This window comes from Gordonia humi (assembly GCF_014197435.1).
Lineage (GTDB): Bacteria > Actinomycetota > Actinomycetes > Mycobacteriales > Mycobacteriaceae > Gordonia > Gordonia humi.
On the sequence record NZ_JACIFP010000001.1, the window covers coordinates 4,631,903 to 4,647,832 of the forward strand.

13 protein-coding genes are annotated in these 15,930 nt (G+C 67.4%); 2 read left to right on the forward strand and 11 right to left on the reverse strand.

Going from position 1 to position 15,930, the window contains the following annotated elements:
- Positions 1 to 14 precede the first annotated feature (14 nt).
- The 5 genes from BKA16_RS21525 to BKA16_RS21545 form a co-directional block, all read right to left on the reverse strand.
- A complete protein-coding gene (locus tag BKA16_RS21525) occupies positions 15 to 857 on the reverse strand; it encodes an HpcH/HpaI aldolase/citrate lyase family protein (RefSeq protein WP_183372591.1) in 843 nt (280 codons plus the stop codon).
- 5 nt (positions 858 to 862) lie between these two features.
- Positions 863 to 1,360, reverse strand: a complete 498-nt coding sequence (locus BKA16_RS21530) for a MaoC family dehydratase (protein ID WP_183372592.1) — start codon at positions 1,358 to 1,360, stop codon at positions 863 to 865.
- Positions 1,357 to 2,505, reverse strand: a complete 1,149-nt coding sequence (locus BKA16_RS21535) for an acyl-CoA dehydrogenase family protein (RefSeq protein WP_183372593.1) — start codon at positions 2,503 to 2,505, stop codon at positions 1,357 to 1,359. Before BKA16_RS21535 ends, BKA16_RS21530 begins: the two co-directional genes overlap by 4 nt.
- A gap of 55 nt (positions 2,506 to 2,560) precedes the next feature.
- On the reverse strand, positions 2,561 to 4,633 hold the full coding sequence (locus BKA16_RS21540) for an ATP-binding protein (RefSeq protein ID WP_183372594.1): 2,073 nt from the start codon (positions 4,631 to 4,633) through the stop codon (positions 2,561 to 2,563).
- A gap of 94 nt (positions 4,634 to 4,727) precedes the next feature.
- Positions 4,728 to 6,317: a carboxyl transferase domain-containing protein gene (locus BKA16_RS21545; RefSeq protein ID WP_183372595.1), complete on the reverse strand. Its 1,590-nt coding sequence runs from the start codon at positions 6,315 to 6,317 to the stop codon at positions 4,728 to 4,730.
- A 228-nt stretch (positions 6,318 to 6,545) separates the two neighbouring features.
- Here BKA16_RS21545 and BKA16_RS21550 point away from each other — a divergent pair, with 228 nt between their 5' ends.
- Positions 6,546 to 10,067: an indolepyruvate ferredoxin oxidoreductase family protein gene (locus tag BKA16_RS21550; protein ID WP_183372596.1), complete on the forward strand. Its 3,522-nt coding sequence runs from the start codon at positions 6,546 to 6,548 to the stop codon at positions 10,065 to 10,067.
- 203 nt (positions 10,068 to 10,270) lie between these two features.
- Positions 10,271 to 11,168, forward strand: a protein-coding gene (locus BKA16_RS21555) for an IS5 family transposase (protein ID WP_382425745.1) whose coding sequence is annotated in 2 segments (ribosomal slippage) — positions 10,271 to 10,597 and positions 10,599 to 11,168 — 897 coding nt in all. Because the reading frame shifts where the segments join, the coding sequence is not laid out codon by codon here.
- Here BKA16_RS21555 and BKA16_RS21560 read toward each other — a convergent pair.
- The 6 genes from BKA16_RS21560 to sucC form a co-directional block, all read right to left on the reverse strand.
- Entirely contained in the window at positions 11,165 to 11,800 is a 636-nt protein-coding gene (locus tag BKA16_RS21560; RefSeq protein ID WP_183372597.1) for a TetR family transcriptional regulator, read from the reverse strand. The two genes, BKA16_RS21555 and BKA16_RS21560, sit on opposite strands and share 4 nt — an antisense overlap.
- A gap of 15 nt (positions 11,801 to 11,815) precedes the next feature.
- The gene (locus BKA16_RS21565; protein WP_183372598.1) at positions 11,816 to 12,565 is read right to left on the reverse strand and encodes a DUF5336 domain-containing protein; all 750 of its coding nucleotides are present in this window, start codon (positions 12,563 to 12,565) and stop codon (positions 11,816 to 11,818) included.
- A gap of 51 nt (positions 12,566 to 12,616) precedes the next feature.
- Positions 12,617 to 13,057, reverse strand: coding sequence for an RDD family protein (locus BKA16_RS21570; RefSeq protein WP_183372599.1), 441 nt, complete (start codon positions 13,055 to 13,057; stop codon positions 12,617 to 12,619).
- Positions 13,050 to 13,574, reverse strand: coding sequence for a hypothetical protein (locus BKA16_RS21575; protein WP_183372600.1), 525 nt, complete (start codon positions 13,572 to 13,574; stop codon positions 13,050 to 13,052). The genes BKA16_RS21570 and BKA16_RS21575 overlap by 8 nt, the downstream gene beginning before the upstream one ends.
- 82 nt (positions 13,575 to 13,656) lie before the next feature.
- Positions 13,657 to 14,559: a succinate--CoA ligase subunit alpha gene (gene sucD, locus BKA16_RS21580; protein WP_183372601.1), complete on the reverse strand. Its 903-nt coding sequence runs from the start codon at positions 14,557 to 14,559 to the stop codon at positions 13,657 to 13,659.
- Between the two features lie 13 nt (positions 14,560 to 14,572).
- The gene (gene sucC, locus BKA16_RS21585; RefSeq protein ID WP_183372602.1) at positions 14,573 to 15,736 is read right to left on the reverse strand and encodes an ADP-forming succinate--CoA ligase subunit beta; all 1,164 of its coding nucleotides are present in this window, start codon (positions 15,734 to 15,736) and stop codon (positions 14,573 to 14,575) included.
- Positions 15,737 to 15,930 lie beyond the last annotated feature (194 nt).

The following is a 15,930-nucleotide window of genomic DNA, read 5'->3' on the forward strand; positions in this document are numbered from 1 at the left end:
GGGGGGGTGAACTGCTAATCGGTGGGTCGGTGTCCCGCGCGAGCCAGGATCGCGCGGGCTTGAGCGATGAGGGGGCCGTCGATCATCGCCCCGTCGAGGGCGAAGACGCCGCCGTCGTGCTCCACGGCGCCTTCCATGACACGGCGCGCCCACTCGACGCGCTCGGGCGACGGCGCATAGCCCTCACGGATGTGCGACGCCTGCGACGGATGGATGCAGGCGGTCGCGGTGAAGCCGAGCGCCACGGCGTCGCGGACCTCGGCGACGAGGCCGTCGACATCGGCGATGTCGGCGTGGATGGCGTCGATCGCCGCCTTCTGGTAGGCGCCGGCCGCCAGGCGCATGCGCGCGCGGACGTACTTCGGGACGTCGCGGTACTCACCGGTCTCGGCCTCGTCGTCGCCGTAACGGCTCGACGATCCGCCCAGACCGGCGACGAGGTCCTCGGCGCCCCACATGAGACCGACGCAGTTCGGTGCGGCGACGATCTCCTCGGTGCGCATGGCGCCCATCGGCGTCTCGATCAACGCGATGGTGGGCAGGCCGTGGGCCGTGATCTGCGCCGGGTCCTCGGTCTTGGCCTGCATCACGAGGCGGTACGGCGTGGCCTGGACGGCCTCGAGATCGAGGTCGTGGTCGGGTGTCCCCGCCGGGTTGATCCGCACGATCACGCGGTCGGGGTGCAGCGGATTCGCGACGAGAGCCTCCCTGGCCGCCGGCTTGTTGCCGGGCGCCACGGCGTCCTCGAGATCGAGGATCACCATGTCGGCGCGGTCGAGTGCCTTCACGTACCGCTCGGGGCGATCGGCCGGGCAGAACAGCAGGGCGGGTCCGGCGGGAATCCAGGGGTCGGTCATCTCGGTCAGTTCTCCTCGGGTCGTAGCTTCACCAGCGTCGCGCGCGATGCCTTCGCGACGATCACACCGTCCTGGTTTCGGCCGATGTGCGTGATGTTCACGATGCCCTCCCCCGGCCGGGATGACGAAACCCGCTTGCCCGTGCACTCGGTCTCCGCGTACAGCGTGTCGCCGGCGAACAGGGGCGCGGGGAACGCGATGTCGCTGAAACCGAGATTCGCGACCAACGTGCCCTGCGTCAGCTGCGAGACCGACAGACCGACGATCGTCGACAGCGTGAACATCGAGTTGATCAGCCGCTGCCCGCCGAACCCGGGCTGTCGCGCCGCCCACGCGGCGTCCAGGTGCAACGCCTGCGTGTTCATCGTGAGCGTCGTGAACAGGACGTTGTCGGCCTCGGTGACGGTGCGCCCCGGGCTGTGCTCGTACACCGTGCCGATCTCGAACTCCTCGAACCAGAGTCCGCGCTGCTGGACGCGGGCCGCGTCCGGATCGCCGCTCATGACGGCAGTCCCAGCGAACGGGCGATCAGCATGAGCTGGACCTCGGTGGTGCCCTCGCCGACCTCGAGGATCTTCGAGTCGCGGTAGTGGCGCGAGACGAGGTACTCGTTCATGAAGCCGTAGCCGCCGTGGATCTGAGTGGCCATGCGCGCGTTGTCCATCGCCGCCTCGGACGAGACCATCTTGGCGATCGCGGCCTCCTTCTTGAACGGCTTGCCGTCGAGCATGCGGGCGGCCGCGTCGTAGTAGGCCTGACGAGCGACGTGGGCACGCGCCTCCATACGGGCGATCGCGAACGACACCGACTGGTATTCCGCGATCGGCTTACCGAACGACTGGCGTTCCTGCGCGTACTTGATGCACTCGTCGACGCACCCCTGTGCCGCACCGGTCGCCAGACCGGCGATGGCGATGCGCCCCTCGTCGAGGATCGACAGGAAGTTCGCGTATCCGCGACCGCGGTCACCGAGGAGGTTCTCGGTAGGGACTCGAGCGTCGGTGAAGCTCAGCGGATGCGTGTCGGAGGCGTGCCAGCCGACCTTGTCGTAGGCGGGTTCGGCGACGAATCCGGGAGTGCCCGCCGGGACGATGATCGTCGAGATCTCCTTGCGGCCGTCGGGCTTCTGCCCGGTCACCGCGGTCACCGTGACCAACGAGGTGATGTCGGTGCCCGAATTGGTGATGAACTGCTTGCCGCCGTTGATCACGAACTCGTCTCCGTCGACCCGAGCGGTCGTGGCCGTCGCCCCGGCGTCCGACCCGGCTCCCGGCTCGGTGAGACCGAATCCCGCGAGGTTGCGCCCGGCCACCAGGTCCGGGAGGTAGCGCTCCTTCTGCTCCTGCGTGCCGAACTTGTAGATCGGCATCGCGCCCAGGCTGACGCCCGCTTCGAGAGTGATGGCGACCGACTGGTCCACCTTGCCGAGCTCTTCGAGAGCGAGGGCGAGCGCGAAGTAGTCGCCGCCCATGCCGCCGAACTCCTCGGAGAAGGGCAGTCCGAACAGGCCCATCTGGCCCATCTGCTTCACGACCTCGTACGGGAAGGTCTTGTCGCGGTCGTGCTGCGCGGACACCGGTGCGACGGCGCTCTGCGCGAAATCGCGCACGCTGGCCACGAGGTCGGCGTAATCCTGAGTCAATTCCATAGTCGAATCCTTCTCTGTTCGTCGGGCGGAGTCGAGACCTGCCGCCGGTCGGGACCTACTGCTGGTCGAGCGGAGTCGAGACCTGTTCGGCCGCCGCCACCTGTGCCAGCAGCTGCGCGGCGCTCACCTTCTCGCCGACCTTCACCGAGATCGCGGCGACGCCGTCGATCGGGGCGCGGAGAGTGTGCTCCATCTTCATCGCCTCGACGACGACGAGCGGCGCACCCGCCTCGACGTCGGCGCCGTCGACTCCGGGCACGGCGACGACGGTGCCCGGCATCGGACTCGTCACATCACCGGCGGCCGCTTCGGCGTCGGCGTCGGCCAACGACCGCAGCGCGGTGACCTGCCAGGTGCCGGCGTCACCGGCCACCCAGCGCCTCCCCTGCTCCCCGGACGGAGTCGACGGGTCGACGCGGACGGTCCATCGTTGCTGCACACCGTCGCAGACGAGGGCGAACAGGCCGTCGCCGCGCGGGGTGAGCACCGTGTGCGCGCTCCACGGCTCGGCGTCCTCGGACTCCACGGTCACCTCGGCCGCCACCGATCGGGCGTCGGCCGACGAGTGCAGGACCGCGGTGACCGTATGGGCCGCACCGTCGACGGACAGCCGCGACACGTACGACGATCCCGCACCGTTGCGGAACCCGAGCGCCGACGACCACAGGTCGTTCGGGTCGCCGAGGTCGAGACCGCCGAGCGCCGCCGCGGTCAGTGCCTGCGGTGTGGGAGTCGGGGCCGCATAGTCGACGACGAGGCGATCGAGCAGTTCCGTGTCGAGTTCGGCCGCGCGGACGGCGGGCTGAGCCAGTACGAACCGACAGAAGTCGATGTTGGTGACCACACCGGTCAGCCGCGTCTGCGCGAGCGCCTCGTCGAGCCGGTCGACGGCCTCGGCGCGGTCGGCGCCGTGCACGATGATCTTGGCGAGCATCGGATCGTAGTCACTGCCGATCACGCTGCCCCGAGCGACACCGGAGTCGATGCGCGCACCGTGACGGATCGGCCCGCTCGCCGCGCTCCCGTCGCTGCGCGGCCACACCAGGTCGGCGATCTCGCCGCCGGTCGGCAGGAAGCCCGCCGTCGGATCCTCGGCGTAGACGCGCGCCTCGATCGCATGACCGGTGAGCGTGACGTCGTCTTGGGTGAACGAGAGCTCCTCACCGCGCGCGATGCGCACCTGCTGCTCCACCAGGTCGAGCCCGGTGACGAGTTCGGTGACGGGGTGCTCCACCTGCAGTCGCGTGTTCATCTCCATGAAGAAGAAGTCCTCGGGGCGCAGGGCCGAGACGATGAACTCCACGGTGCCCGCGCCGGTGTAGCCGACGCTGCGCGCCGCGTCGCAGGCCGCCTGTCCGATACGAGCGCGGGTGGCCTCGTCGAGCAGCGCCGACGGCGCCTCCTCGATGACCTTCTGGTGACGACGCTGCAGCGAGCACTCTCGCTCGCCGAGGTGTACGACGTTGCCGTGCTCGTCAGCCAGGATCTGCACTTCGATGTGCCGCGGGGTGTCGACGAAGTGCTCCAGGAACAGCGAGTCGTCGCCGAACGCGGCACCGGCCTCGCGGCGCGCGGTGACGAGCGCCTCGGCCAGGTCGGCGGGGTCTTCGACGCGGTGCATGCCCTTGCCACCGCCGCCGGCGCTCGGCTTGATCAGGACCGGGAACCCGATGTCGGGTGCGGCCTCGATGAGGTCCGCGTCGGTCAGGCCGGGTCGGGACAGGCCCGGTACGACGGGGACGTCGCGGGCCGTCACCGCGGCGCGCGCGGTGATCTTGTCGCCCATGGTGGCGATCGACTCGGTCGGCGGTCCGATGAACACGATGCCCGCCTCGGCCAGCGCCGCGGCGAACGCCTGGTTCTCCGACAGGAAGCCGTAGCCGGGGTGGACGGCGTCGGCGCCGGTCGCCTTCGCGGCGGCGATCACCTTGTCGATGTCGAGGTAGCTCCGCGACGCCTGCGCCGGGCCGAGGCGGACGGCCTCGCCCGCGGCGAGCACATGCGGTGCGTTCGCATCGGCGTCGGAGTAGACGGCCACCGACTCGACACCCATCGCGTCGAGGGTGTCGATGACGCGGACCGCGATCTCGCCGCGGTTGGCGACGAGCACTTTGCGGATGGTCTTCATGGAAGTTCTCCTTTTTCGACCGCTCGTCGAGCGGGCGAAGCGAGTCGAAACCTATTGCTGGTCAGGTCCGTGCCGATCGGGAGCCGGAGGGCGCTCACATGCGGAACACGCCGTACCCCGGCTCCGGCAGCGGCGCGTGCCGACACGCCTCCAGCGCCAGTCCGAGGACCGTGCGTGTGTCGGCAGGGTCGATGATCCCGTCGTCCCACAGCCGCGCGGTGGAGTAGTAGGCGTCGGACTGCCGCTCGAACTGGTCGCGGATGGGGGCCTTGAACTGCTCCTCGTCCTCGGCCGACCACTCGCCGCCCGCACGCTCGACGCCGGCGCGACGCACCGTCGCGAGGGTGTCGGCGGCCTGCGGCCCGCCCATCACCGAGATCTTGGCGTTGGGCCAGCTCCACAGGAACCGCGGCGAATACGCGCGACCGCACATGGAGTAGTTGCCGGCACCGAACGATCCACCGATCATCACGGTCAGCTTCGGCACCGAGGCGCAGGCCACGGCGTTGACCATCTTGGCGCCGTTCTTGGCGATGCCGCCCTCCTCGTAGGCGCGGCCGACCATGAATCCGGTGATGTTCTGCAGGAAGATCAGGGGGATCCTGCGCTGGTCGCACAACTCGATGAAGTGTGCGCCCTTGAGCGCCGACTCGCTGAAGAGCACGCCGTTGTTGGCGATGAAGCCGACGGGATGTCCGTGCACCGTCGCGAAGGCGGTGATCAGCGACGACCCGTAGTTCGCCTTGAACTCCGAGTACTGTCCGCCGTCGGCGAGGATCTCGATCACGTCGCGGACGTCGTACGGGATCTTCGGGTCGGTCGGGACCACGTCGTACAGGTCGGTCTGGTCGCGGGTCGGTGCGACGGTCGGGCGCGTCTCCCACTGCGCGGGGATCTGCGGGCCGAGGGTCTTGACGATGTCGCGGACCTTGGCGAGCGCCTGTTCGTCGTTGTCGACGAGATGGTCGGTGACACCGGAGATCGAGCTGTGCATGGTGCCGCCGCCGAGGTCCTCGGCCGACACGTCCTCACCGGTGGCCGCTTTCACCAGCGGCGGACCGGCCAGAAAGATCGTGCCTTGGTTGCGGACGATGACGTTCTCGTCGCTCATCGCCGGGACGTAGGCCCCGCCCGCGGTGGACGATCCGAGCACCGCCGAGATCTGCGGGATGCCCGCCGCGCTCATGGTCGCCTGGTTGTAGAAGATGCGACCGAAGTGCTCGCGGTCGGGGAACACGTCGTCCTGGTTGAGGAGCATCGCGCCGCCGGAGTCGACGAGGTAGATGCACGGCAGCCGGTTCTGCGAGGCGATCTCCTGCGCGCGCAGGTGCTTCTTGACCGTCATCGGGTAGTACGTGCCGCCGGAGACCGTCGCGTCGTTGGCCACGATCATGCATTCGCGACCGTGGATGCGGCCGATGCCGGTGACGATGCCCGCACTCGGCGCCTTGTCGTCGTACATGCCGAACGCCGCGAGGGGCGCGACCTCGAGGAACGCGGTACCGGGATCGATGAGCGCGTCGACACGGTCGCGGGCGAGGAGTTTGCCGCGGCCGACGTGCCGGTCGCGTGCCTTGGGTCCACCGCCCTGTGCCGTGGCCGCGAGGCGATCACGGAGCCTCGCGACGTTGGCGCGGTGCCCGCTTGTCGAGACCGCCTGCTGGTCGAGCGAAGTCGAGACCATGCCCACCCTTTCGGTTAGTCGCCATTAACTGAACTTGAAGATACGCGATCTGCGTCACTTCCGCCAGGCCTGTCGAGAATTGTTCCATCCACCGTGACTGCGATCACAGATTCCGTTATCGTGGGGCCAGGTCGCCCACCCTCGCGACCGCACACACAATGCTGCGTGCCGACTCCACCACCTCGGAGACGCCCACCGCAGCCGATACGCACAAGGCCAGGTGAACCCATGACCGTCGCAGACAATCGTGCCCGCCAGACGGGTACCGAGCGGACGTCGTCCGCATCCTTCTCCCTCGACGACCGCTACACCCGGGAGTCGGGAAGCATCTACTTGACCGGCATCCAGGCGCTGGTGCGCATGGTCCGCGACCGCGCCGTCCTCGATCGCCGAAACGGTCTGCACACCGGTTCGTTCATCTCCGGTTACGAGGGGTCACCGCTGGCCGGATACGACCTCGAAATCGCCCGTCGTGCAAAGCTTCTCGATCCGTGGGACGTGGTCCACCGACCCGGCCTGAACGAGGAGATCGGGGCGACCTCGGTGATGGGGACGCAGGTCGCCGCCAAGGTCGGAACGCTCGCCGCCGACGCCACGGGAGCCAAACGCGACGGTGTCGTCGGCTACTGGTACGGCAAGGCCCCGGGTCTGGACCGTGCGAGCGACGCGCTGCGCCACGCGAACATCATCGGCACCCATTCGGTCGGCGGCGCGGTCGCGCTCGTCGGCGACGATCCGGGTGCCAAGAGTTCCACGGTCCCGTGCGCGTCCGAGATGGCACTGGCCGATCTGTACATGCCGATCCTCTACCCCGCCGACAGCGCCGACATCCTCGACTTCGGCGTGCACGCCGCCCTCATGAGCCGCGTGTCGGGTCTGTGGACGTCGATGAAGATCTCCGCGCACGTGGCCGACGGCGCGTCGACCGCGGTGGTCGACCTCGATCGTTTCACCGTCGACTACGGCGGCCTGGGCACCAGCCCGCATGTGCCGTCCGGCCGACTCCTCGGCCCCGCGCTGATGGAGTTGGAGCAGAATCAGCTCACCACGCGTCTGCCCCGCGCCACCGAGTACGCCCGCCTGAACAAGCTCAACAAGATCGTCCAGCGCACCGGCGACGATCGGATCGGCATCGTCGCCGCCGGTAAGACGTACCTCGACGTGCGCGAGGCGCTGCGACTGATCGGCATCACCGACGACGATCTGGGCCGCCTCGGCATCCGCATCCTCAAGCTCGGCGTGGTGTACCCGATCGAGCGCGGCGTGCTCGACGAGTTCATCGCCGGCCTCGACGAGGTGATCGTGGTCGAAGAGAAGCGCGACTTCATCGAGACGATGATGCGCGACATCCTGTTCCGGCGCAGCGACGCTCCCGCGATAGTCGGTAAGGCCAACGAGGACGGCTCCACACTGTTCTCCCGGTTCGGCGAACTCGACGTCGACGCCGTCACTCGCGGTCTCGCGGGGCGCCTGGCCGCACGCCACCACATCGAACCCGCCCAGCGCTGGGTCGACGAGAAGAACGCGACGCGCGAGCGCATCCTGCTGCCGCTGGCCGTGCGCACCCCGTACTTCTGTTCCGGCTGTCCGCACAACAGCTCCACGAAGGTCACCGACGACACCATCGTCGGCGCCGGAATCGGTTGCCACGCCATGGTTCTACTGATGGAGCCCGAGCAGGTCGGTGAGGTCGCGGGCGTCACGCAGATGGGTGGCGAAGGCGCGCAGTGGCTCGGCATGGCGCCGTTCCTCGACGAGAAGCACTTCGTGCAGAACATCGGCGACGGCACATTCATGCACTCGGGTTCGCTCGCGCTGCGCGCGGCCGTCGCCTCCGGCGAGAACATCACGTACAAGCTGTTGTTCAACGGCACCGTCGCGATGACCGGCGGTCAGGATCCGGTCGGGCAGATGTCGCTGCCGCAGATGGTGTCGCTGCTGCAGGCCGAGCGGGTCGCCAAGATCGTCGTCACCTCCGACGACCCGAAGCGCACCAGGGCGCTCGGTCTCCCGTCCGGGGTCCAGGTCCGTCACCGCGACGACATGCTCGACGTGCAGCGGGAGTTGGCGGCGGTCACCGGCACGACGGTCCTGGTGCACGATCAGCACTGTGCGGCCGAGAAGCGACGCAAGCGCAAGCGGGGCACGTTCGAGACGCCGAAGCAGCGGGTGATGATCAACGAGCGGATCTGCGAGGGCTGCGGCGATTGCGGCGCCAAATCGAACTGCCTGTCGGTGCACCCCGTCGACACCGAGTTCGGCCGCAAGACCCAGATCGATCAGAGCTCCTGCAACCTCGACTTCTCGTGCCTCGAAGGCGACTGCCCGGCGTTCGTCAGCGTCGTCCCCGGCCGCGAGCGCAGCCGTGAGAGGGTCGCGTCGATCGCCGGCGACGCCGTCGTCGCGCCGACACCCGCCCGCACCGACGGGAACTTCACCATCCGTGTCACCGGCATCGGCGGCACCGGTGTGGTGACCGTCTCGCAGATCCTGGCGACGGCGGCGACGCTCGACGGTCTGTCGGCGCGCACCGTCGACATGACCGGCCTCGCGCAGAAGGGCGGTGCCGTGGTCAGCGACATCAAGGTGTCGGCCGGTCTCGTCGAACAGGCCGCGAAGGTCGCGTCGAACGACTGCGACGTCTACCTCGCCTGTGACCAGCTCGTCGGCGCCGACCCGGTGAATCTGAAGGTCGCCTCGACGTCGAAGACCGTCGCGGTCGTGTCGACCACCAAAGTCCCGACAGGCTCGATGGTCATCGACACGTCGGTCCACTTCCCGGAGTCGTTCGCCGTCCGTTCGGCGATCGACGACCACGTCGCACGGTCGGTGTATCTGAACGCGGGCGAACTGTCGGACGATCTGTTCGACGACGAGCAGTACGCGAACATGCTGATGGTGGGCGCGGCGTTCCAGACGGGTTCGCTGCAGTTGTCGGCGAAGTCGATCGAGCGAGCGATCGAGGTGAACGGGGTGGCCGTGGAGGCGAATCTGCAGGCGTTCCGCCGCGGCCGTCAGGCCGTCGCCGCGCCGGAGGAGGTCCTCGCGGCCGCGAACTCGGTACGGGTCGTCGCCCCGGAGTACACGCCGAGCGACGCTGCTCGTCGTGCCGCACTCGCTCTCACCGGCGCCGGTGAGGACCTGGCGGGGGTGGTGATGCGGCGCTACGACGAGCTGATCGCCTACCAGAGCGAGAAGTACGCCCGCGCCTGGTTGACCGATGTGCAGCGTGTGCACCGAGCCGGTCACGGCGACGATCTGACCAGCGCCGTCGCCCGAAACCTGTACAAGCTGATGGCGTACAAGGACGAGTACGAGGTGGCTCGTCTGACCGGTGACGCGACCTTCGCGGCCACTGTGGCCGACGAGTTCGGCGACGATGCGAAGACCTCCGTGCGCCTGCACCCGCCGATGCTGCGCGAGATGGGCATGCGCAGCAAGATCTCTCTGGGAGCCTGGGCCGATCCGGCGCTGGCATCGCTCGCGAGGATGAAGCGGCTGCGCGGAACCAGGTTCGACCCGTTCGGCCGCGCGGACGTCCGCAGGATGGAACGCGAGTTGATCGTCGAGTACCGCGACGCCGTCGACCGCGTACTCGGATCCCTCGGCACCTACCCGGCGCCCGAACGCGTCGCGGCCGCGACCGCCATCGCCGATCTGCCCGACATGGTCCGCGGTTACGAAGGCGTCAAAACCGCCAACGTGGAGCGGTACCGCGCGGAACTGGAGCGGCAGCTGAGCGCGTTGTAGGAGCACGCACGCATCATCGGCGTGGTTCTCAGTCGTCCGTGACTGGGAACCACGCCGACGGTGAGACCTAGCCGCACTGGAAGACTCCGCAGGTTCTCAAAGAGCGGAAGCGTGGACGACCCGTTCTTCGTCGATCCGAGCGCCGGCGTCCCGCTAGGGCGTGTCTCTTAACCGTTTCTCGCTGGTTCCGGCAGGATTGACGGGTGTCACGAACCGAGATGCTCGATGATCAGATGTGGGAACGGATCGCTCCGTTGATGCCAGTCGCGTCAGCGAAGGGCGGGCGCCCTTATCGAGACCACCGGCAAGTCCTCGAAGGCATCATCTGGCGGTATCGAACGGGCTCGCCGTGGCGAGATCTACCGGCAGAGTTCGGGTCATGGCGCACAGTGTGGAAACGCCATGACAGGTTCAGCAAGGACGGCACGTGGGAGGCGATCGTGGCGACGCTTCTGGCTGATGCCGACGCGGCCGGGTTGATTGACTGGGATGTCAGTGTCGACTCGACGATCAACCGGGCTCATCAACACGGCACGAACCTCCCGCGTGACACAGGGGGATCTGGCGAATTACAAGAATCTCGCGACGGAGCCTCCCGACCACGGGATCGGCAGGTCACGAGGTGGATTGTCGACGAAGATCCATCTGTTGAGTGATGGTCACGGGCTGCCGTTGGTCGTGATCTGTGGTCCCGGACAAGCCGGGGACTCGCCGATGTTTCCCGAGCTCCTCGACGCGGTGCGAGTCATGCGAGTCGGGTCCGGGCGTCCGCGGACGCGCCCCGATCGGGTGGCGACGGACAAGGCGTACTCGTCAGCGACGATCCGTCGGTTGCTTCGAGGTCAGGGTATCGGTGCGGTGATTCCCGAGCGTGCCGACCAGATCCAGAACAGGAAGAACCGTGGCCGCTCTGGAGGACGACCGCCCGCGTTCGACGCGGTCAAGTATCGCGATCGTAATGTCGTTGAGCGCGGTTTCAACGCGTTCAAACAGTGGCGGGGTGTCGCGACGCGGTACGACAAACACAACGCGAACTACTGTGGCGGGGTGCTCGTGAGGGCGATCGTCCTCTGGCTCAAGAGGTTAAGAGACACGCCCTAGACGCTCGACGACCCCGCGTACAGCGCCCCGAGAGCCATCTCGGTCAGCAGCACCCGCAACCTGTCCTCGGGATACGACGGCAGACGGGGCGAGGAGTTGAGCAGGCCGAAACCGGCGTGCACGCGAACACGGGCCTCGTCACGCGAGAGCGACGGGCCCACCGCGGCGACGAGGACGTCCACCCACCGTTCGACGTAGCGACGCTGGAGCGAGCGGACCGTTCGATTGGCGTCGGGGGTCATCGACGTGAGGTCGCGGTCCTGCACGGTGATCAGATCGGGTTTCGTCACCAGGACGTCGATGTGGAACTCGATGAGTCGCACCAGGACGTCGGCCGGGTCTCCCCCGGCTTCGACGACGGCCTCGCCGCCCGCGTGCAGGCGTTCGGAGATGTCGAGCAGCATCGTGTCGAGGAGATCGCCCTTGGACTTGAAGTGCCGGTACATCGCCGGACCGCTCACCCCGACCTCGGCACCGATGTCCTCCAGGCGCACCGCGGTGAACCCGCTGCGCGCCATCTGTCGTGCCGCCGCGGCGATCAGTTCCGCACGCCGTGCCGCCTTGGCCTGCGAACGACGAGTACCCGGTGCGGCGTCGCCTGCACCGGGTACATCGGTCGCAGAGTCTGGCACGGTCCTCGCTGGGGTCTAGGCGGGCGGATACGGTCCCTGCCCACCGACTTTATCCTCGTGCAGTCCGTCGAGAAGGGTGGCCACCGACAACAGCGCGGCCTGGATGAAGCCGAAGATCAGTGCGATGTAGGCCCCCGGCCCGAATCCGACGAAGACCGGCAGTCCCATCGCACAGGCGAACAGTCCCAGCCATCCGACCACCGATCCGAAGGCCAGATACGGCAGGAACCTGCGCCACTTGGTCGCGACGAGGCTGATGGTGCCGACGCCGATCGCCCCGAGCAGGATGAAGAACCATCCCGGGCTCAGGATCAGCGACGGCGAGAAGAACGCAGGCACGTCCAACGAGTTGCCCACGTTCGACGCCCACTCGTCCGCGTCGCGTTCGATGGTCGAGTCGATCGTCAGCCACCCGAGAAACCCCATGAAGAACGTGACGATGCCGAACAACGACGAGCCCAGCGCGAGCTTCACCGGCATCGGCAGCATGGCCGCGAACGACGGTCTCGGCGGCGCATATCCCGGAGGGAACGGAGGCTGCCCGGGCATCGGCCCGCCGGGACCGAACTGCCCCGGCCCGGGAGCGACCGGATACGCTCCGCTCGGCGGCGGCGGACCGGGGTGAGGCGTCTGCCACTGCTGGCCGGTCGTCGGGCCGGTCGGTCCGAAGGCGGCGGTGGGCTGCTCGAAACCGCCGGACGTCGGAGACCCCGACGCGCCGGGCGGGCGGCTGTCCGACTGACCGGGGTGCTGAGGTTCGCTCATGGACGTATTCAACCACTCACCAGGGGCGATGAGTGCCGTTTCGTCGGTCTGTTAATCGACGTAGACGACGCGCGTGCGCAACACGATGTCCTGGACGGAGCGTCGGCGTGTGGACAAGGCGACCCAGGCCAGACCCACTGGGAACACCACACAGAACATCGCCCGTAGCAGAATCCGCGGAACACGCACCCGACCGCCTTTCGAGTTCGCCAATCGGAGGCCTAGAAACGCTTGTCCCACAGTGCGTTCGGTTACCGCCCAGCACAGGAATTGATAGGCGATCGACGCGACGACGAAACCGCCCGTAGTGAAGATCCACGACACCGTAGGGAAGTGGAATGTGCTGACATTGATCGTGAACACGACGAACGCCGCCGCGAGATAACCGCACCCCATCAGAACGAGCACCACGACGACGTCGATCCCGGCGGCGCACGTCCGACTGACGATCCCCGCGTCGCGCACTGGCGCCTTCGGGTGCGCCTCAGTCATCGCGAGGTTTCCGTCGCAGCATGCGCCCCATCAGATTCTCGACGGCGTCGTCGGCGCGTTCGCTGCCGCCGCGCACATCCGAGATCATCTCGGTAGTGACCGTCGTACTCGCACCGCGCACCACCGACGAGATGTCCACATCGTCCAGCAGTGCGTTCACATCGACGCGTGCGAGGGCCGCGTCCAGATCGAGAGTCGCCACGAGTGCATCCAGATCGAGACGGGCGACGAGACGCTGCAAGTCGACGACGTCGAGGACGGCATTGAGGTCAAGGGACGCCAATAGCCGGTCAAGGTCGACGTCATCGAGCAGCCGATTCAGATCGACCTTCGCAATCACCGCACCGATATCGAGCGCATCGACGATCCGGTCCGGGTCGACGCCTCGCAAGAGGACGTCGGTCAGGTCGATCTCCTCGGTCAGATACGTGATCGCCTCGCTCAGTACGAAGCGAATCGCGATGCCGGGCAACGCGATCGCCCGACTGGCCACATTCGAGACGAATCTCCTGATCACCTGACGATCATGCCAGAACACACGACGCCCCGGTGCCGCTTCGTAGCGGCGCCGGGGCGTCGTGGCGTGTTCTACGCGCGAATCACAGCGCTTCGAAGAGCTCCCGAGCCAGGCGGGCGGTCTCGGACGGCGTCTTGCCGACCTTGACTCCTGCGGCCTCGAGGGCCTCCTTCTTGGCCTGCGCGGTGCCGGCCGAACCGGACACGATCGCGCCGGCGTGGCCCATCGTCTTGCCCTCGGGGGCGGTGAAGCCCGCGACGTAGCCGACGACCGGCTTGGAGACGTTCTCCTGGATGTACGCCGCGGCGCGCTCCTCGGCGTCGCCGCCGATCTCACCGATCATGACGATCAGCTTGGTCTCCGGGTCCTTCTCGAACGCCTCGATGGCGTCGATGTGGGTGGTGCCGATGACCGGGTCGCCACCGATGCCGATGGCGGTCGAGAAGCCGAGGTCGCGGAGTTCGTACATCATCTGGTAGGTCAGGGTGCCCGACTTCGACACGAGGCCGATCGGGCCCTTGCCGGTGATGTTGTTCGGCGTGATGCCGACCAGCGCCTCGCCCGGCGTGATGATGCCCGGGCAGTTCGGGCCGATGATGCGGGTCTTCTCGCCCTTCTCGACGTTGTACGCCCAGGCGTACGCCGAGTCCTGCACGGGGATGCCCTCGGTGATGACCACGAGCAGCGGGATCTCCGCGTCGATGGCCTCGATGATGGCGTCCTTCGAGAACTTCGGCGGTACGAAGGCGATCGAGGTGTCGGCGCCGGTGGCCTTCATGGCCTCGGCGACCGAACCGAAGACGGGCAGCTCGACGGCGTTGCCGTCGGCGTCGACGTGCGACACGGTGGTGCCGGCCTTGCGGGCGTTGACACCGCCGACGACGTTGGTTCCGGCCTTGAGCATCAGGGCGGTGTGCTTGGTGCCCTCGCCGCCGGTGATGCCCTGGACGATGACCTTGTTGTTCTTGTTCAGGTAGATCGACATGTTCTCGGCGCTCCTACTTGTTCGCCAGCTCGGCGGCCTTGTCGGCGCCGGCGTCCATGGTGTCGGCGACGGTCACCAGCGGGTGGTTGGCGTCGGCGAGGATCTTGCGACCCTCTTCGACGTTGTTGCCGTCGAGGCGGACGACGAGCGGCTTGCTCGCGGCGTCGCCCAGCTTGGCCAGGGCGCCGACGATGCCGTTGGCGACCGCGTCACACGCGGTGATGCCGCCGAACACGTTGACGAACACGCTCTTGACCTGAGCGTCACCGAGGATGACGTCCAGACCGGCCGCCATGACGTCGGCCGATGCGCCGCCGCCGATGTCCAGGAAGTTGGCGGGCTTCACGTCGCCGTGGTTCTCACCGGCGTAGGCGACGACGTCGAGCGTCGACATGACCAGACCCGCACCGTTGCCGATGACGCCGACCTGACCGTCGAGCTTGACGTAGTTGAGGTCGTTCTCCTTGGCCTTGAGCTCGAGGGGATCGGTCGCGTCCTTGTCGGCGAACTCGGCGTGGTCGGCCTGACGGAACTCGGCGTTCTCGTCGAGGGTGACCTTGCCGTCGAGTGCGAGGATCTCGTCGGACGGAGTGCGCACCAGCGGGTTGACCTCGACCAGGGTGGCGTCTTCGGCGATGAAGACCTCCCACAGCTTCTGGATGGTCACGGCCGCGGCGTCGAGGACCTCGGCGGGCAGGTGGCCGGCCTCGGCGATCTCACGAGCGAACGCCAGGTCGACACCCTTGACGGCGTCGACGGCGATGCGAGCCAGGCGGTCCGGCTTGGTAGCGGCGACTTCCTCGATCTCCATGCCGCCCTCGACCGAGCACATGGCCAGGTAGGTGCGGTTGGACCGATCGAGCAGGAACGAGATGTAGTACTCCTCGGCGATGTCGCTGGCCTCAGCGACGAGGAGCTTCTTGACGACGTGACCCTTGATATCGAGCCCGAGGATGTTTTCGGCGTGTGTCTGCGCGTCATCCGGAGTAGCGGCGTACTTGACGCCTCCCGCTTTGCCGCGGCCGCCGACCTTGACCTGCGCCTTGATCATGACGGGCTTGCCGATTTCCTCGGCGATCGCCCGCGCATCGGCGGCAGTATCGGTCACCCGACCGGGTGTGGTGGGTACTCCGTGCTTGGCGAACAGTTCCTTCGCCTGGTATTCGAAGAGATCCATTCAGCTCACCATCTGAAGTAAGTTTCGTCCGCCTCGGTGTAACGCGGACCATAACGGACTGTAATCCTGTCGAAGACTGCACTCACAGCGGGTGCGACCCCTTGTGCCCCATCTCACTCGGTTCTCGCTCAAGGTGGACTTAAGGCGGCCTGTTGGTTACCGTCAACAAGGTTGGTAACGAGATGGTCACGACA